This window comes from Scandinavium goeteborgense (genome assembly GCF_003935895.2).
Taxonomy (GTDB): Bacteria; Pseudomonadota; Gammaproteobacteria; order Enterobacterales; family Enterobacteriaceae; genus Scandinavium; species Scandinavium goeteborgense.
Map to the genome: position 1 here is coordinate 4498111 of NZ_CP054058.1, position 17904 is coordinate 4516014.

General features: G+C 52.8%; 17 protein-coding genes. 7 read left to right on the top strand and 10 right to left on the bottom strand.

Features of this window, described 5'->3' with window-relative positions; all coding sequences use genetic code 11:
• Positions 1-212: 212 nt before the first annotated feature.
• From A8O29_RS22235 to A8O29_RS22245, 3 genes are all read left to right on the top strand, one after another.
• Positions 213-1121, top strand: coding sequence for an alpha/beta hydrolase (locus A8O29_RS22235; protein ID WP_125353058.1), 909 nt, complete (start codon positions 213-215; stop codon positions 1119-1121).
• Positions 1122-1185: 64 nt separating this feature from the next.
• On the top strand, positions 1186-1428 hold the full coding sequence (locus A8O29_RS22240) for a type II toxin-antitoxin system ParD family antitoxin (protein ID WP_125353057.1): 243 nt from the start codon (positions 1186-1188) through the stop codon (positions 1426-1428).
• Entirely contained in the window at positions 1421-1708 is a 288-nt protein-coding gene (locus tag A8O29_RS22245) for a type II toxin-antitoxin system RelE/ParE family toxin (RefSeq protein WP_125353056.1), read from the top strand. The genes A8O29_RS22240 and A8O29_RS22245 overlap by 8 nt, the downstream gene beginning before the upstream one ends.
• Here A8O29_RS22245 and fabY read toward each other — a convergent pair whose 3' ends face one another.
• From fabY to typA, 5 genes are all read right to left on the bottom strand, one after another.
• Positions 1709-2650: a fatty acid biosynthesis protein FabY gene (fabY, locus tag A8O29_RS22250; protein WP_159466029.1), complete on the bottom strand. Its 942-nt coding sequence runs from the start codon at positions 2648-2650 to the stop codon at positions 1709-1711. It abuts the gene before it with no gap.
• A gap of 44 nt (positions 2651-2694) precedes the next feature.
• A complete protein-coding gene (gene dtd, locus A8O29_RS22255) occupies positions 2695-3132 on the bottom strand; it encodes a D-aminoacyl-tRNA deacylase (RefSeq protein WP_110511896.1) in 438 nt (145 codons plus the stop codon).
• Complete coding sequence (locus A8O29_RS22260) at positions 3129-4001, bottom strand: virulence factor BrkB family protein (RefSeq protein WP_125353054.1); 873 nt, start codon at positions 3999-4001, stop codon at positions 3129-3131. The genes dtd and A8O29_RS22260 overlap by 4 nt, the downstream gene beginning before the upstream one ends.
• A complete protein-coding gene (gene yihX / locus A8O29_RS22265; protein ID WP_125353053.1) occupies positions 3995-4594 on the bottom strand; it encodes a glucose-1-phosphatase in 600 nt (199 codons plus the stop codon). The genes A8O29_RS22260 and yihX overlap by 7 nt, the downstream gene beginning before the upstream one ends.
• 215 nt (positions 4595-4809) lie before the next feature.
• Positions 4810-6636 carry a ribosome-dependent GTPase TypA gene (gene typA / locus A8O29_RS22270; RefSeq protein WP_125353052.1) on the bottom strand — a complete coding sequence of 609 codons (1827 nt, stop codon included), beginning with the start codon at positions 6634-6636 and terminating at the stop codon, positions 4810-4812.
• A 380-nt stretch (positions 6637-7016) separates the two neighbouring features.
• Between typA and glnA the strand changes: the two genes are divergently transcribed.
• From glnA to glnG, 3 genes are all read left to right on the top strand, one after another.
• Positions 7017-8426, top strand: coding sequence for a glutamate--ammonia ligase (gene glnA / locus A8O29_RS22275; RefSeq protein WP_110511901.1), 1410 nt, complete (start codon positions 7017-7019; stop codon positions 8424-8426).
• A gap of 200 nt (positions 8427-8626) precedes the next feature.
• Positions 8627-9676, top strand: coding sequence for a nitrogen regulation protein NR(II) (gene glnL / locus A8O29_RS22280; RefSeq protein WP_125353051.1), 1050 nt, complete (start codon positions 8627-8629; stop codon positions 9674-9676).
• Positions 9677-9687: 11 nt separating this feature from the next.
• The gene (gene glnG, locus A8O29_RS22285; protein WP_110511903.1) at positions 9688-11097 is read left to right on the top strand and encodes a nitrogen regulation protein NR(I); all 1410 of its coding nucleotides are present in this window, start codon (positions 9688-9690) and stop codon (positions 11095-11097) included.
• A gap of 49 nt (positions 11098-11146) precedes the next feature.
• On the opposite strand, the gene hemN is transcribed toward glnG, so the two are convergent.
• The 3 genes from hemN to A8O29_RS22905 all read right to left on the bottom strand — a co-directional run bounded on the left by hemN (position 11147) and on the right by A8O29_RS22905 (position 13539).
• Positions 11147-12520, bottom strand: a complete 1374-nt coding sequence (gene hemN / locus A8O29_RS22290; RefSeq protein ID WP_125353050.1) for an oxygen-independent coproporphyrinogen III oxidase — start codon at positions 12518-12520, stop codon at positions 11147-11149.
• Between the two features lie 188 nt (positions 12521-12708).
• Positions 12709-13224, bottom strand: a complete 516-nt coding sequence (gene yihI, locus A8O29_RS22295; protein ID WP_125353048.1) for a Der GTPase-activating protein YihI — start codon at positions 13222-13224, stop codon at positions 12709-12711.
• A gap of 111 nt (positions 13225-13335) precedes the next feature.
• On the bottom strand, positions 13336-13539 hold the full coding sequence (locus A8O29_RS22905; RefSeq protein WP_308737012.1) for a hypothetical protein: 204 nt from the start codon (positions 13537-13539) through the stop codon (positions 13336-13338).
• Positions 13540-13810: 271 nt separating this feature from the next.
• On the opposite strand from A8O29_RS22905, the gene yihA reads away from it, so the two are divergent.
• On the top strand, positions 13811-14452 hold the full coding sequence (yihA, locus tag A8O29_RS22300) for a ribosome biogenesis GTP-binding protein YihA/YsxC (RefSeq protein ID WP_110511908.1): 642 nt from the start codon (positions 13811-13813) through the stop codon (positions 14450-14452).
• Between the two features lie 107 nt (positions 14453-14559).
• Here the strand turns inward: yihA and spfP are convergent, their stop codons facing one another.
• Together spfP and polA are read right to left on the bottom strand one after the other, a co-directional pair.
• Positions 14560-14607: a small protein SpfP gene (spfP, locus tag A8O29_RS23045; RefSeq protein ID WP_071892919.1), complete on the bottom strand. Its 48-nt coding sequence runs from the start codon at positions 14605-14607 to the stop codon at positions 14560-14562.
• 209 nt (positions 14608-14816) lie between these two features.
• On the bottom strand, positions 14817-17609 hold the full coding sequence (gene polA, locus A8O29_RS22305) for a DNA polymerase I (RefSeq protein ID WP_174081422.1): 2793 nt from the start codon (positions 17607-17609) through the stop codon (positions 14817-14819).
• Positions 17610-17904: the final 295 nt, after the last annotated feature.

Below are 17904 nucleotides of genomic sequence, written 5' to 3' on the forward strand. Positions count from 1 at the left end.
CCGGGTGCGAATGTGCCCGGTTTACTGGATTACCTCTCTATTCCTCCATTCCACCCGCATCTTTCGCTCATAAGACAACCCACAGTAAGCGATGAACCCCGCGTGTTTTGCGAGCAGCTTTCCAGAATACGGACATGGCTAAAAATGGCGGTTTTCAAACAGTCTTTCCCAGGTTATAAACTGGACATACATACAGCAAAATGGATAGCGAAATGGCACTGGAAGCAGGTATTGCGGAGTTGGTTAACGACTTCATTGCGGCAGGAAGGCCCTCAACCAGAACGCAGAACATAGAAGAGCGCAGAGCCGGATACGTTGCCAGCACGGTGCTGGCTGGGGAAATGGAAACACGAGTCCAGACGCGTTCTTTTGAACACGAAGGCATTCGTTTTTGGGTCGCTTCACCCTTGCAATCCAGCGGCTCACTTCCTGCGGTCGTTTACTACCACGGCGGCTGTTTTATCAGCGGCGGTGTTGCCACTCATGAGAAACAACTGCGTCAACTGGCGTACTACGGCAACTGCCATGTGATTGCTGTTGAATATCGCCTGGCGCCGGAATTCACCTTCCCGGCAGCTCATGACGATGCGCTAAAAGGTGCCGAGATTGTGTGGCGTAACGCCTCCCTGTTTGGTGTCCAACCTGATCAAATCACATTGGCTGGTGACAGCGCTGGCGGACATTTGGCTTTGGTAACCGCCCTTCGCCTGAAAACATCAGGGCAATGGTTGCCCGCTCAACTGTTGCTGATTTACCCCATGCTTGATGCCACAGCGAGCTGTGAGAGCTATATCCGTAACGGTGACGATTATGTGATTACTCGAGATACGTTGACCAGTGGCTATGAATTGTACCTGGCCGACCTGCCACGAGAACATCCAGAAGCGAGTCCGTTATGGCGTGACGATTTTAGCGGCTTACCACCAGTGCACATCATTACGGCCGAATACGACCCGCTGTGCGATGAGGGAAAAGAGCTATATAGACGCGTTAAGAATCAAGGTGTTAACTGTTCTCGCGTCGAGTATACCGGCGTAATCCATGGCTTCTTTCAGTTGGCAGGGATCAGTGAATCGGCTCGTCGAGTGGTACAGGATGTGGCCCGCCGTATTGCTTTGTAAGGTTGTTCGCCTTTTTACCCGACGATGCTATCTTGTGTTGATAGATAACACACAGAGATGAAAAATGCCCAGAACAACCAGTATTACCATCGGTGAACAGCTTGACCGCTTTATCAATGAGATGATTGAAAGCGGGCGCTATGGCTCAACCAGTGAAGTGGTTCGCTCTGCATTGCGTTTGCTTGAAGAACAGGAATTACGTAACGGACAGTTACGTGACGCGCTGGAGGAAGGCTTACGCAGTGGTGAAAGCCCGCACACATTGAACGAAATTGCCGCAAGGAAAAAACGCAGCTTAAATGTATAAACTCTCGAATTTGGCGGCAGAGGATTTTAGTTCGGTATATGAATATACCTGGAGACGATTTGGGCCGCAGCAAGCAGACAAATATACTGCAGAGCTGGACTCCCTACTCATTCTTCTTGCCAACAATCCGCAGATGGGTCGAGATTGCGCAAACCTCATTGAAGGGGTTCGTCGCCATGAACACGGCCAACATGCCATTTTCTATCAGTATGCGGACAACGGGATCTTTATCATTCGCATACTGCATCAACAGATGAATCCTGAGTTACATCTCCTCTGATTACTCCTCTTCGTTGCCGCCCTCTTCCAGCGGTCCGAAAGGTTTGGCGGGCAGAACCATAAAGATGCCTTCAAAAATCGCGCCCGAGGTATCGTCGCCGAACAGCTCAACCTGTAGCTGTACCCGGGCTTTACGGCCGCGAGCCAGTCGGTCGAGATCGCCACTGAGCGAACCGAGATCGGCTATCGCGCTTGGCTTGCCGCTGATTGGACTGCTGTAGCGAATATGCGCATCGGCCAGAATAATGGTGCCGCCGAGATGGCGCTCGCGCAGCATAAGCCAGATCAACCCCCAGCCGGTCAGCGTTGCGAGCGAGAAAAGGCTGCCAGCAAACAGGGTATTGTGCGGGTTCTGATTGCCGATCTCCGGCATAGTGGTGATGAATTTTTTCCCGGTGTACTGCTGAATGCGTACACCCATTTTCTCGCTCAGCGGAATGTGTTCATACCACGCCTGCTGTAACTGACCGCACCAGTCGCCGCGATGCAAAATGTCATCGAGCGTCGCCACCGGTTTGATCATCAAAAAATGTCGTACTGGCGTCGTCTGCGGCGTAGTGATTTCGCCCTGGTTCAAAAAACCCAGCTTGGCGAAGAATTCCACGGCGTCTTCACGGGCGCTACAGGTGACACGTTTAACGCCTTCCTGACGCGCAACGGACTCCAGCGTCATCGCCATCAACGTACCGAGACCTTTATCCTGCACCGCCGGATCGACCGCCATGAAGCGAATTGAGGCTTCGTTATCGCCATTAATATACAGGCGGCCCACCGCCACCAGCTTGCCCGCTTCGTCCACCACCATTTGATGATGCGCCATGGCGTCCCAGGCATCACGCTCAGAGCCCTGCGGCTGATGCAGCGGCTTGCGCAGCATTTCCCAGCGGAACTGGTAATAACACGCTAATTCTTCTTCCGTTTGCGGTACTCGAAGGTGATACATAGCGGAACTCTCTTTTGCGGCCCGTGCCCAACCTGCCTGGAGGCTCATACCTGTAACCAGAAGGTCACGGGGCCGTCGTTAACAAGGGAAACCTGCATATCCGCAGCAAAACGCCCGGTCTGAGTGGGCATCTCTTGCTGGCGGCAACGCTCAACAAAATATTCATAGAGTGCTTCAGCGCGATCCGGTGCCGCACCGCGGGAAAAGCCCGGACGCATACCGCGTTCGGTATCCGCCGCCAGTGTAAATTGCGACACCACCAGCACGCTGCCGCCCGCTTGCTGCACGTTCAGATTCATTTTGCCGTCGGCATCGCTAAAAATTCGGTAGCCCAGAACGCGTTCGCACAGGCGATTCGCTTTCTGCTCGTCATCTTCCCTTTCGACACCCAATAACACCAAAAGTCCCTGACCAATTTCACCCGTTACCTCGCCCTCCACGGTAACGCTGGCACGGGTTACGCGCTGAATTAATGCAATCATGGTTGTTCGTCTTCTTGTTGGAATGCAGCGATTTTTAGTTTTCGATATTCCCCGAGAGTGACAGTTATTTCAGCGCCAAGCAAGACGATGCACCACGTCCAGTAGACCCACACAAACAAAATCGGGATCACCGATAACACGCCATAAATCAGCTGATAAGAAGGGAACGTGGTGATGTAAAGGGCGAAGCCTTTTTTCCCGAGCTCAAATAGCGCCGCCGCCACCAGCGCACCGAGAACCGCATCGCGATTTAGCACCCGCGTGGTCGGCACGATGCTGTAAAGCATCCAGAAGGAGATCCAGGAGAGCAGCAACGGAAAGATGCGCAGACCGTTATCGATGACGCCGTTGAGCTCGCTCGCCCAGCGCAATGACAGCAAATAAGAACTGATGACCAGACTCGCACCGGCCAGCAGCGGTCCGAGGGTCAATATCATCCAGTAGACGGCGAAAGAGTAGATTTTTGGCCGTACGCGCTTACTGCGCCAGATGGTATTCAGCGCGCTATCAATGGCATACATCAACAACAGCGCGGTGACGACAAGCCCGCAGGCACCCACCGCCGTCATTTTGCTGGAGTTAGCCACAAACTGTTCGATATAGCGCTGGATAACATCGCCAGTCGCGGGCAAAAAGTTGGCGAAGACAAAATGGCGCAGCGTGATGCTGACGTCGGAAAACATCGGAAATGCCGCGAAAAGGGCAAAGATGACAGCGATCAGCGGCACTAAAGAGAGTAACGACACATAGGCCAGGTTACCGGCCAGCGTCGTCATGTTGTCTTCATCAATGCGTCGCCAAAGTAATTTCAGCCAGGCAACCAGCGGCCCGGCGTGACGGGAGACTTTTTGATGAACGTTTTTTAACATAACTGTTTCGCAAAATACCCGGGGATGGTCTCTTTTCCGGTCACCAAAATGCTGGTGATCCCCAGTTGGTTAGCGCCTTCAATATTATCGGTGTTATCGTCGAAAAAGACCGTATCGTCGGCGGAAAAACCTTCCGTTTCCAGCACCCGCTGATAAATTCGCGCTTCCGGTTTACGCATACCCATTTCTTGCGAAAGATAGATATGATCAGCCGCGGCGCGCACTTCAGGGAATTCATCCGGCCAGAAGGTCGTATGCAGACGGTTGGTGTTAGACAGCACGACCACGCGATGGCCCTGCTCGCGCAGTTTATGCATGATGGCAATGACGTCCGGGCGCAGGCCGACAAAAATGGCCTGCCAGCCGTGAGCAAACTGCTCGTAGCTCAGCGACAGATCCATTTCATGGCACAGCGCTTGCGCGAACGCTTCATCTGTTATTTCACCGCGCTCGTGCTGATGAAAAGCCTCGCCCATGACGAAATTCTGCTTCAGCGTTGCCAGCGGCACGCGGCTGAAATCACTCCACGCCCCGAACACGCGGTTGAAGTCTATGTCGACAATCACATTACCTAAATCAAAGATATAGAGCATGATCCTCTCCTTTTGTGTCATGGAAAAATAACTGTAGCGGGAAAGGGCTGGTTTGACTACAGAGATAATGTTTAGGACTGGAAAACTGCGAGGTTAGAAAAGGCGCGAGAAAGCACTTTGCGTTAAAAGCGGGTAATGTCAGTTTGTGCTGACTGTTGAAATCATAAAAAAAGCCGCTGATATTCAGCGGCTTTTTTACATGCAGAAGGCGTTAATTACGCTTCTTTTGGCCCACGGCCAGCACGTTTACGGTCGTTCTCGGTCAAGTGACGTTTACGGATACGGACAGAAGTCGGTGTGACTTCTACCAGTTCGTCGTCATCGATGAACTCAAGAGCCTGTTCCAGAGACATCTTCTGTGCAGGAACCAGAGTCGTCGCTTCGTCAGTACCGGACGCACGCATGTTGGTCAGTTTCTTACCGGTCAGGCAGTTTACAGTCAGGTCGTTAGAACGACTGTGAATACCGATGATCTGGCCTTCGTAAACTTCTGCACCGTGACCCAGGAACAGCTTACCGCGGTCCTGCAGGCTGAACAGCGCAAACGCGACTGCTTTACCCTGGCCGTTGGAGATCAGCACGCCGTTGTTACGCTGGCCGATTTCGCCCGGACGAACGTCGTCGTAGTGGCTGAAGGTGGAGTACAGCAGACCGGTACCGGAAGTCATGGTCATGAACTCAGTACGGAAGCCGATCAGGCCACGTGCTGGGATCAGGTAATCCAGACGAATACGGCCTTTGCCGTCAGGGATCATGTCTTTAACATCGCCCTTACGCTCACCCATAGCCTGCATTACAGAACCCTGGTGAGTTTCTTCGATATCCAGCGTGACGTTTTCGAACGGCTCTTGCATACGGCCATCGATCATACGGTTGATAACTTTCGGACGGGACACAGCCAGTTCGAAGCCTTCACGACGCATGTTTTCGATAAGTACGGACAGGTGCAGTTCACCACGACCGGATACACGGAATGCATCCGCATCTTCGGTTTCTTCAACACGCAGTGCTACGTTGTGCACCAGCTCTTTGTTCAGGCGGTCGAGGATCTGACGTGAAGTCACGTACTTACCTTCTTTACCACAGAACGGAGAGGTGTTGACGTTGAAGAACATGGTTACGGTCGGTTCATCAACGGACAGCGCTGGCAGCGCTTCTACCGCCTGCACGTCGCAGATGGTGTCAGAGATGTTCAGTTCGCCCAGACCGGTGATTGCGATGATGTCGCCAGCTTCCGCTTCAGTAGATTCGATACGTTCCAGACCGAGGTGGCCCAGGACTTTACCGACTTTACCGTTACGGGTTTTGCCTTCGCTATCGATGATAGTGACTTGCTGGTTCGGCTTCACTTTACCGCGTTTGATGCGGCCGATGCCGATAACACCCACGTAGCTGTTGTAGTCCAGCTGGGAGATTTGCATCTGCAGCGGGCCATCAAGGTCAACGTTTGGTGCTTTAACGTGGTCAACAATCGCCTGGTACAGCGGGGTCATGTCTTCCGCCATATCAGTGTGATCGTTACCCGCAATACCCATCAGTGCAGATGCATAGATGATTGGGAAGTCGAGCTGTTCATCACTCGCATCCAGGTTTACGAACAGGTCGAAGACCTGATCAACAACCCAGTCAGGACGTGCGCCAGGACGGTCAACTTTGTTGATAACCACGATCGGCTTCAAACCATGGGCGAATGCCTTTTTGGTTACGAAGCGCGTCTGCGGCATTGGGCCATCCATTGCGTCAACGACCAGCAGAACGGAGTCTACCATGGACATTACACGTTCAACTTCACCACCGAAGTCGGCGTGCCCCGGGGTATCAACGATGTTGATACGGTAGTCATTCCATTTGATAGCGGTGTTTTTAGCGAGGATGGTAATCCCACGCTCTTTCTCCAAATCATTGGAGTCCATCACGCGTTCGGTGGCTTCAGCACGTTCGTTACTGAAAGTACCAGATTGCTGCAGCAGCTTATCAACCAGGGTAGTTTTACCATGGTCGACGTGCGCGATGATGGCGATGTTACGCAGATTTTCGATCACAACTTTGCCTCAGGCATTAGAAATAGCGCGTTATTGTACACGGATTAATCGCAGGACTAAACAGGATCACAAACATCCTCTGCAAACAAGTATCGCAGAGTTGTCGTGTGATCGCTTTCACGAAGAGTAAAAAGGGCTGAATTACGCAAATTGCACCAAAACAGTGCCCGAATTTCACACATGAGCACTATTTTGGTGCAAGATATCCACCGTGGTGCAGCCCTTTTGCACTATGGTGCGCATCATAACGCCTTTTGGGGTGTATTTAAAAGTTGGCACAGATTTCGCTTTATCTTTTTCAAGGCAACAACGCCACATTAAGCAGTGCCAAGAATAGTTCGTTACCACGACGACACTGACAAATCCGGGAGAGTTTAAGTATGTCCGCTGAACACGTTTTGACGATGCTGAACGAGCATGAAGTGAAATTTGTTGATCTGCGCTTCACCGATACCAAAGGTAAAGAACAGCACGTCACCATTCCTGCTCATCAGGTAAATGCCGAGTTCTTCGAAGAAGGCAAAATGTTTGACGGCTCCTCTATCGGTGGCTGGAAAGGTATCAACGAATCTGACATGGTTCTGATGCCAGACGCTTCCACTGCTGTTATGGACCCGTTCTTCGAAGAGTCTACTCTAATCATTCGTTGTGACATCCTTGAGCCAGGCACCCTGCAGGGCTACGACCGTGACCCGCGCTCCATCGCTAAACGTGCTGAAGAATACCTGCGCTCCACCGGCATCGCAGACACCGTTCTGTTCGGGCCAGAGCCAGAGTTCTTCCTGTTCGACGACGTGCGTTTCGGTAGCTCCATCTCCGGTTCTCACGTGGCTATCGACGATATCGAAGGCGCATGGAACACCGGCACCAAATACGAAGGCGGCAACAAAGGCCACCGTCCAGCGGTTAAAGGCGGTTACTTCCCGGTTCCACCAGTTGATTCCGCTCAGGACCTGCGTTCTACCATGTGTCTGGTGATGGAAGAAATGGGCCTGGTTGTTGAAGCTCACCACCACGAAGTGGCAACTGCGGGTCAGAACGAAGTGGCAACCCGCTTCAACACCATGACCAAAAAAGCGGACGAAATTCAGATCTACAAATATGTGGTTCACAACGTTGCGCACCGTTTCGGTAAAACCGCGACCTTCATGCCAAAACCAATGTTCGGTGATAACGGTTCCGGTATGCACTGCCACATGTCCCTGTCCAAGAACGGCACCAACCTGTTCTCTGGCGATAAATATGCAGGTCTGTCCGAGCAGGCGCTGTTCTACATCGGTGGCGTAATCAAACACGCTAAAGCGATCAACGCCCTGGCGAACCCAACCACCAACTCCTACAAGCGTCTGGTCCCGGGTTACGAAGCACCGGTTATGCTGGCTTACTCTGCCCGTAACCGTTCTGCCTCTATCCGTATCCCAGTGGTTGCGTCTCCGAAAGCACGTCGTATCGAAGTGCGCTTCCCGGACCCGGCTGCTAACCCGTACCTGTGCTTCGCAGCGCTGCTGATGGCTGGTCTTGACGGTATCAAGAACAAGATCCACCCAGGCGAAGCAATGGACAAAAACCTGTATGACCTGCCACCAGAAGAAGCAAAAGAGATCCCACAGGTTGCAGGTTCTCTGGAAGAAGCACTGAACTGCCTGAACGAAGACCGCGAGTTCCTGACTGCGGGCGGCGTATTCACTGACGAAGCGATCGATGCTTACATCGCGCTGCGCGTTGAAGAAAACGACCGCGTTCGCATGACTCCGCATCCGGTAGAGTTCGAGCTGTACTACAGCGTTTAAGAAAATAATACTCAGCGGACTTCTTGCCGCAGCCAACACAGCTGCGGTAAGAAAGTCGTAGAGGTTTTTTGTTGCCGTGGAACTTTTGGCCCATCTTCGGATGGGCTTTTTTCTCCAGCAACAGTCTGATATCAGGCGCTTTGCGGTAGAAAACCGCTATAATGCACTAAATTGGTGCACACCTTTCAGGAGACTGCCGGATGGCAACAGGCGTGCTGCCCGATGCTGGGCAGATCCTCAATTCTTTAATCAACAGTATTTTACTGGTCGATGACGAGCTGGCGGTTCATTACGCCAACCCGGCAGCGCAGCAGTTGCTCGCCCAGAGTTCGCGTAAATTATTCGGTACACCGCTGCCGGAACTATTAAGTTATTTTTCGCTGAACATTGAGCTGATGCAGGAAAGTCTGCTGGCGGGACAGGGCTTCACGGACAACGAAGTGACGCTGGTCATTGATGGTCGCTCGCACATTTTGTCGTTGACCGCTCAGCGGCTGCCTGACGGCCTCATCCTGCTCGAAATGGCGCCGATGGATAACCAGCGTCGTCTGAGTCAGGAACAGCTACAGCACGCTCAGCAGGTCGCTGCACGCGATTTGGTGCGCGGTCTGGCCCATGAAATCAAGAACCCGCTTGGCGGCCTGCGAGGCGCGGCTCAGCTTTTGAGTAAAGCGCTGCCCGATCCGTCACTGTTGGAATATACCAAAGTTATCATTGAGCAGGCCGATCGCCTGCGCAATCTGGTGGACAGGCTACTGGGTCCACAGCATCCAGGGATGCATGTCACTGAAAGCATTCACAAAGTGGCTGAGCGTGTAGTGAAACTGGTGTCGATGGAGCTTCCGGATAACGTGCGTTTAACGCGCGATTACGATCCAAGTTTGCCGGAGTTGCCGCACGATCCCGACCAGATAGAGCAAGTTTTACTGAATATCGTGCGCAATGCCTTACAGGCGCTGGGCCCGGAAGGCGGCGAAATTATTCTCCGGACCCGTACCGCGTTCCAGTTAACGCTCCATGGCGTGCGCTACCGTCTTACCGCCCGTATTGACGTCGAAGACAACGGGCCGGGCATCCCCTCTCACCTGCAGGATACGCTGTTTTATCCGATGGTCAGTGGGCGCGAAGGCGGCACTGGTCTGGGCTTATCCATTGCCCGAAGCTTGATCGATCAACACTCCGGTAAAATTGAGTTCAACAGTTGGCCGGGCCATACAGAATTTTCGGTTTACCTGCCCATTCGGAAATAGAGGTGCATTTTATGCAACGAGGGATAGTCTGGATCGTTGATGACGATAGTTCCATCCGTTGGGTGCTTGAACGTGCGCTCACCGGGGCAGGATTAACCTGCACCACATTTGAAAGTGGTAGCGAAGTGCTTGACGCGCTGGCCAGCAAAACGCCGGACGTACTGCTGTCTGATATCCGAATGCCGGGTATGGACGGGCTGGCGTTGCTCAAACAGATTAAACAGCGCCATCCGATGCTACCGGTCATCATAATGACAGCCCATTCCGATCTGGATGCGGCCGTGAGCGCCTACCAGCAAGGGGCTTTCGACTATTTGCCGAAGCCGTTTGATATCGACGAAGCGGTCGCGCTGGTCGAACGTGCAATCAGTCACTATCAGGAACAGCAGCAGCCGCGCAACGTGCAGGTCAACGGGCCGACAACGGACATTATTGGCGAAGCGCCTGCGATGCAGGACGTGTTCCGCATCATCGGTCGCCTTTCCCGTTCGTCTATCAGCGTGCTGATCAACGGTGAATCCGGGACCGGTAAAGAGCTGGTTGCTCATGCCCTGCATCGCCATAGCCCGCGCGCGAAATCCCCTTTCATCGCGCTGAACATGGCAGCAATCCCTAAAGATTTGATTGAGTCTGAACTGTTTGGCCACGAAAAAGGCGCGTTTACCGGGGCGAATACCATTCGTCAGGGCCGCTTTGAACAGGCCGACGGCGGGACACTATTTTTAGATGAAATCGGCGATATGCCGCTGGATGTGCAGACCCGTTTGTTGCGCGTGCTGGCTGACGGGCAGTTTTATCGCGTGGGTGGCTATGCGCCGGTGAAAGTGGATGTTCGCATCATCGCAGCAACCCACCAGAACCTGGAGCTGCGCGTGCAGGAAGGTAAATTCCGTGAGGATTTATTCCACCGCCTGAACGTCATCCGGGTGCATCTGCCACCGCTGCGCGAACGCCGGGAAGACATTCCTCGCCTGGCGCGTCATTTCTTGCAGGACGCGGCCCGTGAACTGGGCGTTGAAGCCAAACAGCTTCATGCCGAAACCGAAGCCGCATTAACGCGCCTCGCATGGCCGGGGAACGTACGCCAGCTGGAAAATACCTGCCGCTGGCTGACGGTGATGGCCGCCGGTCAGGAAGTGCTGATTCAGGATCTGCCCGCAGAGCTGTTTGAAAGCTCCGTGCCGGACAGCCCTTCTCACTCTCTGCCTGACAGCTGGGCAACGCTGCTGGCGCAGTGGGCTGATCGCGCGCTGCGTTCCGGTCATCAAAACCTGCTCTCTGAAGCGCAACCGGAAATGGAGCGTACGCTGCTGACTACCGCCCTGCGTCATACTCAGGGGCATAAACAGGAAGCCGCGCGCTTGCTCGGCTGGGGTCGAAATACCCTGACCCGTAAGCTGAAAGAGTTGGGAATGGAATAATAGCCCACGTCAGATTATTGAAAGTGAAACGGGCCGAATGGCCCGTTTTTTATATCACGCGTGAGAACTGCTGCATCCGCGCTTTCTGGCGCAGATAGGTATCGAAACACATGCAGATGTTGCGGATCAGCAACCGTCCTTTCGCCGTCACCTGAATACCTTGCGCATTCACGTCCACCAGCCCATCTTTCGCCAGCGGCGCCAGCAGCGTTAAATCTTCTGCAAAGTATTGCTGGAAATCCAGCGCCCACTGCGTCTCGACCTCGGCAAAATCAAGGCGGAAGTTACAAATCAACGCCTTGATCACATCGCGGCGAATGCAGTCATCCTGAGTGAGCGCAATGCCGCGCCACAGCGCGTTCCCGCTTTCGTCCACCTGCTGATAATAACGCTTCAGCTCTTTCTGGTTCTGCGCGTAGCTGTCGCCAATCATGCTGATGGCTGAAACGCCGAGGCCTAACAAATCGCTGTCACCTTGCGTGGTGTAGCCCTGGAAATTGCGGTGCAGCACGCCTTCACGCTGAGCAATCGCCAGTTCATCACCCGGGCGCGCAAAATGGTCCATGCCGATAAACTGATAACCCGTTTCGGTCAGCGACGTGATGGTTTCCTGCAGAATATCGAGCTTTTGCTGAGCCGACGGTAAATCTTCGTCTTTGATTTTACGCTGTGCCGCGAACAGCGTCGGCATGTGCGCGTAGTTAAACACGCTCAGACGGTCCGGGTTCAGCTCTGCAACCCGCTTAAGGGTAAAGGCAAAACTCTCCGGCGTTTGCTTCGGCAGGCCGTAGATCAGGTCGATATTGGTCGACGTGAAGCCAATCTCGCGGGCGCGGTTCAGCAGCGCAAAGATAAACTCTTCGTCCTGCTCACGGTTTACCAGCCGCTGAACCTCTTTGTTGAAGTCCTGCACGCCCATGCTCAGGCGGTTAAAACCTTCTCCGCGCAGATGATCCAGCACGTCCAGTTCGATTTCACGCGGGTCGACTTCAATGGAAATCTCGGCATCCGCAAGAAAATCAAAATGCTCACGCAGAAGCTGCATCAGGCGGCTGATTTGCGCTTTGTTCAGATAGGTTGGCGTTCCGCCGCCCCAGTGCAGCTGGCTTACCTTACGGCCGGCAAACAGCGGCGCACGGTGGACAATTTCCTGTTCCAGCGCATCGAGGTACTGATCGGCTTTATGCTGTTGGCGGGTCACAATCTTATTGCAGCCGCAGAAGTAGCAGAGCTTATGGCAGAACGGGATGTGAACGTACAGCGACAGCGGGCGTTCAGGATAACGGGCAACCGCCTGCTGAAAGTCGGTTTCGCCGAACGCCTCGGAAAACTCCAGCGCGGTGGGGTATGAGGTATAACGTGGCCCGGAATAGTTGTACTTCTGGATTAGGGCCAAATCCCAGTCGATTAACTGCTCAGACATGCTTACTCCTTCCGGTGGTCTCGCGAACGACGACGGCGTGCCGGCTGGCCCATCATTCGGGCACTCTGCCGGTTGCGCAGCCAATGCTGACGCCGCGACAACCGTCGTAGTTTAACGAATAACCACCCCAGATAACACATAACCAGAAGGGTTATAAGCAGGACCGGCAGCCCGAAGGGGTGCAAACGTTAGTTTCCGCCTTTCAGCAGACGCATCATGTCTTCTTTGCCTTCGTCTTCTTCTTCGTCTTCATCGTCGTCGTAAGACAGACCCAGTTCCTGCATCAGTGCATCGATGCGGTCGAGTTTTGCGTCAACCCAGGTTTGTTCTTCGCCGCTCAGGGCTTCGCCCTTCTCGAGACGTTCCAGCAGCGCGTCCAGGCGCTCGTCATTTTCCAGTAAATCCAGCTCGGCCTGCGGTGAAAGCATAGGTTTCTCGCTCTTCGGTTTTTGCTGCCGGGTTACCGGACGCTCGACAGCGCCCAGCTGAATCGGAGTTTTACTGCCAATACGTGGATCTTTCTGTTGGCTCTGTTTCTTGCCACCAGTGCCAGCCTCACCGCCACTCGCGCGGCTACCTGCTGTGTGACCACGGTGCTTTTTGGTGCGTTTACGGTCACGCGCTTCCTGATCAAGCTCTTCACGCGTCTTGCGACGGGCTTTACCAGGTGCTGTGCTACGCGGTGCGGATGTTGGTTTTTTCATGATGATGGGTTTCTTTACGTTGTTTACTACAGTATAGAATTGAGCCGGAATCTAGCAGAAAGCAGACAAAGAAAAAAGGCGACAGAGTAATCTGTCGCCTTTTTTCCTGACTCACAACCCATTACGGGTCTGACAATCCCTGTTTGCCACCAACTCACCCTGTTTTTCCCTTGGCGCAGAACACTCCATGTCGTCTTCCTGATCCTTTTCCGACGTCTCCAGACGTTTGCCTCCTGGCAATTCCTTCGTCTTCGCCTCCTGGCGCTCCTGACCCTCGTCCTGAGTTCTTATCCTTATTCGGCATCCTCGCCTGATGGGAAGTACTTTACCGTTTTATCCTTAACACTCAAGGCGCTATCGGGCATGAAAATGTCATTTCGGAATAATACTAAAAGCTAACAAATTGATTTAATTAGAATCCATAAAAATAACGCCTGCAACTTCTCTGAAAGTTCGCATAGTAATGATGGCAAATATCCTACAAAGAGAAGGGGTAATACTCACAGCCCGCTATTCGACAAACACCGCCTTTTGCCATTGTTCAGGTATACTCCCCGCCATAGCCCGATTTTATGGAGACGATCCTTTGACTACCCTGAACTATCAACAGACGCATTTTATTCTCAGTGCGCCTGATATTCGCCACTTGCCGTCCGACACCGGGATTGAAGTGGCATTTGCCGGTCGCTCCAATGCAGGTAAATCGAGCGCTCTGAATACCCTGACTAACCAGAAAGGCCTGGCACGTACATCCAAAACGCCGGGCCGTACGCAGCTCATCAACCTGTTTGAAGTCACTGAAGGCAAACGCGTAGTCGACTTACCGGGTTACGGTTACGCCGAAGTACCGGAAGAGATGAAGCTTAAATGGCAACGTGCTCTGGGTGAGTACCTGGAAAAACGCCTTTGCCTGAAAGGGTTAGTCGTGCTGATGGATATTCGCCATCCTCTGAAAGACCTTGATAAGCAGATGATCGAATGGGCTGTCGACAGCAATATTGAAATCTTAGTTCTGCTGACCAAAGCCGACAAACTGGCCAGCGGCGCGCGTAAAGCGCAGCTGAATACGGTGCGCGAAGCCGTTCAGGCCTTTAATGGCGATATTCAGGTAGAAGCATTTTCTTCATTGAAGAAAATTGGCGTAGATTTATTACGTAAGAAACTCGATACCTGGTACAGCGAAATTGCGCCGCAGGAAGAGCAAGAAGAAGAGACCGGCGGGGAATAATCCTGACTGGCAAATGACCCTGATAAGCGCGGAACTCTCCGCGCTTTTTATTTTCTTTCGCGCAATAAAAAACGCCCCAGTCATTACTGACTGGGGCGGCTAAATATTCAGCCAAATCCGATTACGTGAAGTAAAAGGTCTGAAAGATAGAACATCTTACCTCTGTACCCTACGCGAATTACTCTACTCTTTTTTCATGAGCCCAGAAAGCACTTTTTGTAGTTTTTTTTCACTTCTTACATAGCGAATTCCGATGATCATCACAAAACGCTATAAGTTATGTTGCTTACTTACAAAAAGTACCGACGAAATCACTGGGCTTGAAAACGCGTATTCTGGCGAATATTCAGCCTGAGTCAGACGCTTAATGCGCCTGATCCCAGTTAACACCGCTGCCCACTTCCACCAGCAATGGAACATCGAGCGTCGTGCTATTTTCCATCAGCTCATGGACTTTCTTCGTAACCGCATCGAGATCGTCTTTATGCACTTCGAACACCAGTTCATCGTGCACCTGCATGATCATTCGTACGCGCGGCTGCTCTTTCAGCAACCAGGCGTCGACCGCAATCATCGCACGTTTGATGATATCTGCCGCCGTGCCCTGCATCGGGGCGTTAATCGCCGCACGTTCAGCACCTGCACGACGTGCTGCATTGCTGGATTTGATGTCCGGCAGATACAGACGGCGCCCTTCCAGCGTTTCAACGTAACCCTGCTCTTTAGCCTGCTCACGCGTACGTTCCATATATTCACGCACGCCCGGATAACGCTCAAAGTAGAGATCCATGTATTTCTGGGACTCTTTACGCGGAATATTCAGCTGACGGGATAGCCCGAACGCGCTCATGCCATAAATCAGGCCGAAGTTGATCGCCTTCGCGCTGCGACGCTGTTCGTTACTGACGCTATCTAATGGCAGACCAAAAACTTCCGCCGCGGTAGCTCGGTGAATGTCTTTGCCTTCGGCAAAGGCCGTCAGCAGGCCTTTATCGCGGGAAAGGTGCGCCATGATGCGCAGCTCAATTTGCGAGTAGTCCGCAGAAACAATTAGATAGTCCTCTGGTGCGACAAACGCCTGACGAATACGGCGCCCTTCTTCATTACGCACCGGAATGTTTTGCAGGTTCGGCTCGGTCGAAGACAAACGCCCCGTCGCCGCAACCGCCTGATGGTAGGAAGTGTGCACGCGGCCCGTTTTAGCATTGATCATCAGCGGCAGTTTGTCGGTGTAGGTCGATTTCAGCTTCGCCAACCCGCGATATTCAAGGATAACTTTCGGCAGCGGATAATCCAGCGCCAGCTCTTCCAGTACTTCTTCAGAAGTTGACGGCGCGCCACCTGGGGTTTTCTTCAGCGGCTTAATACCCTGCTTTTCAAACAGAATGGTTTGCAGCTGTTTTGGTGAGGACAGATTAAACGCCTCACCCGCTATCTCGTGGGCTTTTTGCTCAAGCTCAATCAGACGCGTGGAAAGCTCCGCCGAATGGTTATGCAGCACGTCCGGGTCGATATTGACTCCATTGCGCTCCACGCGTGAAAGAACAGGCACTAACGGCATTTCGATATGCTGGAAAACATTCAGCGGACCTTCCTGCTTTTGCAGTTTTGGCCACATTTTCAGATGCAGCTGCAGCGTGACGTCGGCGTCTTCTGCCGCATAACGACCCGCTTCTTCGAGGGCAATCTGATTAAAGGTGAGCTGATTTTTTCCCTTACCGGCGATTTCTTCGAAAGTGATAGTTTTATGTTTTAACCAACGGTCAGAGAGGCTGTCCATGTCATGACGCCCGGCCACGCTGTCGAGCGTGTAGGATTCCAGCATGGTATCGAACGCAATACCGCGCAGTTCAATGCCGTAATTCGCCAGGATACCGCGATCGTATTTCAGGTTCTGGCCGACTTTCAGAGAGTTATCATCTTCCAGCAGCGGTTTCATCAACTCCAGCACGCGCTCGAGTGAGAGTTGCTCCGGCGCGTCGATATAATCATGCGCGACCGGAACGTAGGCGGCTTCGCCCGGCTCTGCGGCAAACGACAGACCGACCATATTGGCAGAGATGTTGTCGAGGCTGTCGGTTTCAGTATCAAACGCAAAGACCGGCGCTTTCTTCAGCTTCTCGATCCACTGAGTGAGCGTGGCTTCATCGAGAATAGTGACGTAGTTTTCCGAAGAGAGCGCAGTTGCTGGCTCTTCAGGTTCTTCTTCCACCGCAGCGGCGGGCGCAGCCAGCGGTTTTGCCGATGGTTTGCCACCTTTGGCCTGCATCCATTTCCCGGCTTCAACATCCGTAATCCAACGCTTGAACTCATACTGCTTAAACATGCTAAGCAGTTCATCGGCCACTGGCTCCTGAACCACAAGCTGATCGCAGGTTAATTCCAGCTCAACGTCGGTTTTGATGGTCGCAAGCTTGTAAGAGAGATAAGCCATCTCTTTGTTCAGCTCAAGCTTCGCGGCCATGGTTTTCGCGCCACGGAAGGTGAGCCCGGCGATTTTCTCCGGCTCGGCGTACAGCGTATCCAGACCGCCCAAACCTTGCAGCAGCGCCTGTGCCGTTTTCTCGCCCACGCCTGGAACGCCAGGAATGTTATCCGAGGAGTCACCCATCAGAGCGAGGAAATCGATAATCAGTTCCGGCGGCACACCGTATTTGGTAAGCACTTCTTCCGGGCCAAGCACGGTATTGGTCATCGTGTTGATGAGCGTGATTTCAGGCGTGACCAGCTGGGCCATGTCTTTATCACCGGTACTGATCAGCACCGGACGGCCCGCTTTTTCGGCTTCACGCGCCAGGGTGCCAATCACGTCATCAGCCTCAACGCCTGAGACTGCCAATAACGGCAGGCCCATCGCCTTGACCATCGCGTGCAGCGGTTCAATCTGCGCACGAAGATCGTCAGGCATCGGCGGGCGATGAGATTTGTAATGTTCGAACAGTTCGTCACGGAATGTTTTGCCCTTGGCATCAAAGACAACCGCCGCATGCGTTGGTTGATACTGCATGATCAGGCTGCGCAGCATATTCAGTACGCCGTACATGGCGCCCGTCGGTTCACCTGCGCTGTTGGTCAGCGGAGGAAACGCGTGGTATGCGCGGTAGAGATAAGAGGAGCCATCAACCAGGATGAGAGGGTTTTCTTGGATCTGAACCATAATTTCCGTGCCTGTTTATCTAATTAAGGGTAAAGGATGCCACAGACAGAGCGAAAACATGAGTTTTTCGCCGTTATTGAGCTAAAAGTTTTGTAGATCCTCGGGATCGCTCGCAACCTTGTTCTGTGGATAAGTTTGTGCATAGATTTATTCCATCGCATAAATCCTGGCCGGACGTGATTCCATGTAACGATATTTTCTATATTTTTCATTTGGTTATCTTGGATCTACGTCATTCAACCCACTATTGGTGACATTTTGCGCCATGTGGATATAACTATTCGATATTTTTCTA

Bases quoted from the DNA above. Each gene is read 5' to 3' on its own strand.
- yihI (WP_125353048.1), bottom strand. From the start codon at position 13,224: ATGAAAAAACCAACATCCGCACCGCGTAGCACAGCACCTGGTAAAGCC.
- glnG (WP_110511903.1), top strand. From the start codon at position 9,688: ATGCAACGAGGGATAGTCTGGATCGTTGATGACGATAGTTCCATCCGT.
- A8O29_RS22240 (WP_125353057.1), top strand. From the start codon at position 1,186: ATGCCCAGAACAACCAGTATTACCATCGGTGAACAGCTTGACCGCTTT.
- hemN (WP_125353050.1), bottom strand. From the start codon at position 12,520: ATGTCTGAGCAGTTAATCGACTGGGATTTGGCCCTAATCCAGAAGTAC.
- A8O29_RS22235 (WP_125353058.1), top strand. From the start codon at position 213: ATGGCACTGGAAGCAGGTATTGCGGAGTTGGTTAACGACTTCATTGCG.
- yihX (WP_125353053.1), bottom strand. From the start codon at position 4,594: ATGCTCTATATCTTTGATTTAGGTAATGTGATTGTCGACATAGACTTC.
- A8O29_RS22260 (WP_125353054.1), bottom strand. From the start codon at position 4,001: ATGTTAAAAAACGTTCATCAAAAAGTCTCCCGTCACGCCGGGCCGCTG.
- dtd (WP_110511896.1), bottom strand. From the start codon at position 3,132: ATGATTGCATTAATTCAGCGCGTAACCCGTGCCAGCGTTACCGTGGAG.
- glnA (WP_110511901.1), top strand. From the start codon at position 7,017: ATGTCCGCTGAACACGTTTTGACGATGCTGAACGAGCATGAAGTGAAA.
- A8O29_RS22245 (WP_125353056.1), top strand. From the start codon at position 1,421: ATGTATAAACTCTCGAATTTGGCGGCAGAGGATTTTAGTTCGGTATAT.
- fabY (WP_159466029.1), bottom strand. From the start codon at position 2,650: ATGTATCACCTTCGAGTACCGCAAACGGAAGAAGAATTAGCGTGTTAT.
- glnL (WP_125353051.1), top strand. From the start codon at position 8,627: ATGGCAACAGGCGTGCTGCCCGATGCTGGGCAGATCCTCAATTCTTTA.
- polA (WP_174081422.1), bottom strand. From the start codon at position 17,609: ATGGTTCAGATCCAAGAAAACCCTCTCATCCTGGTTGATGGCTCCTCT.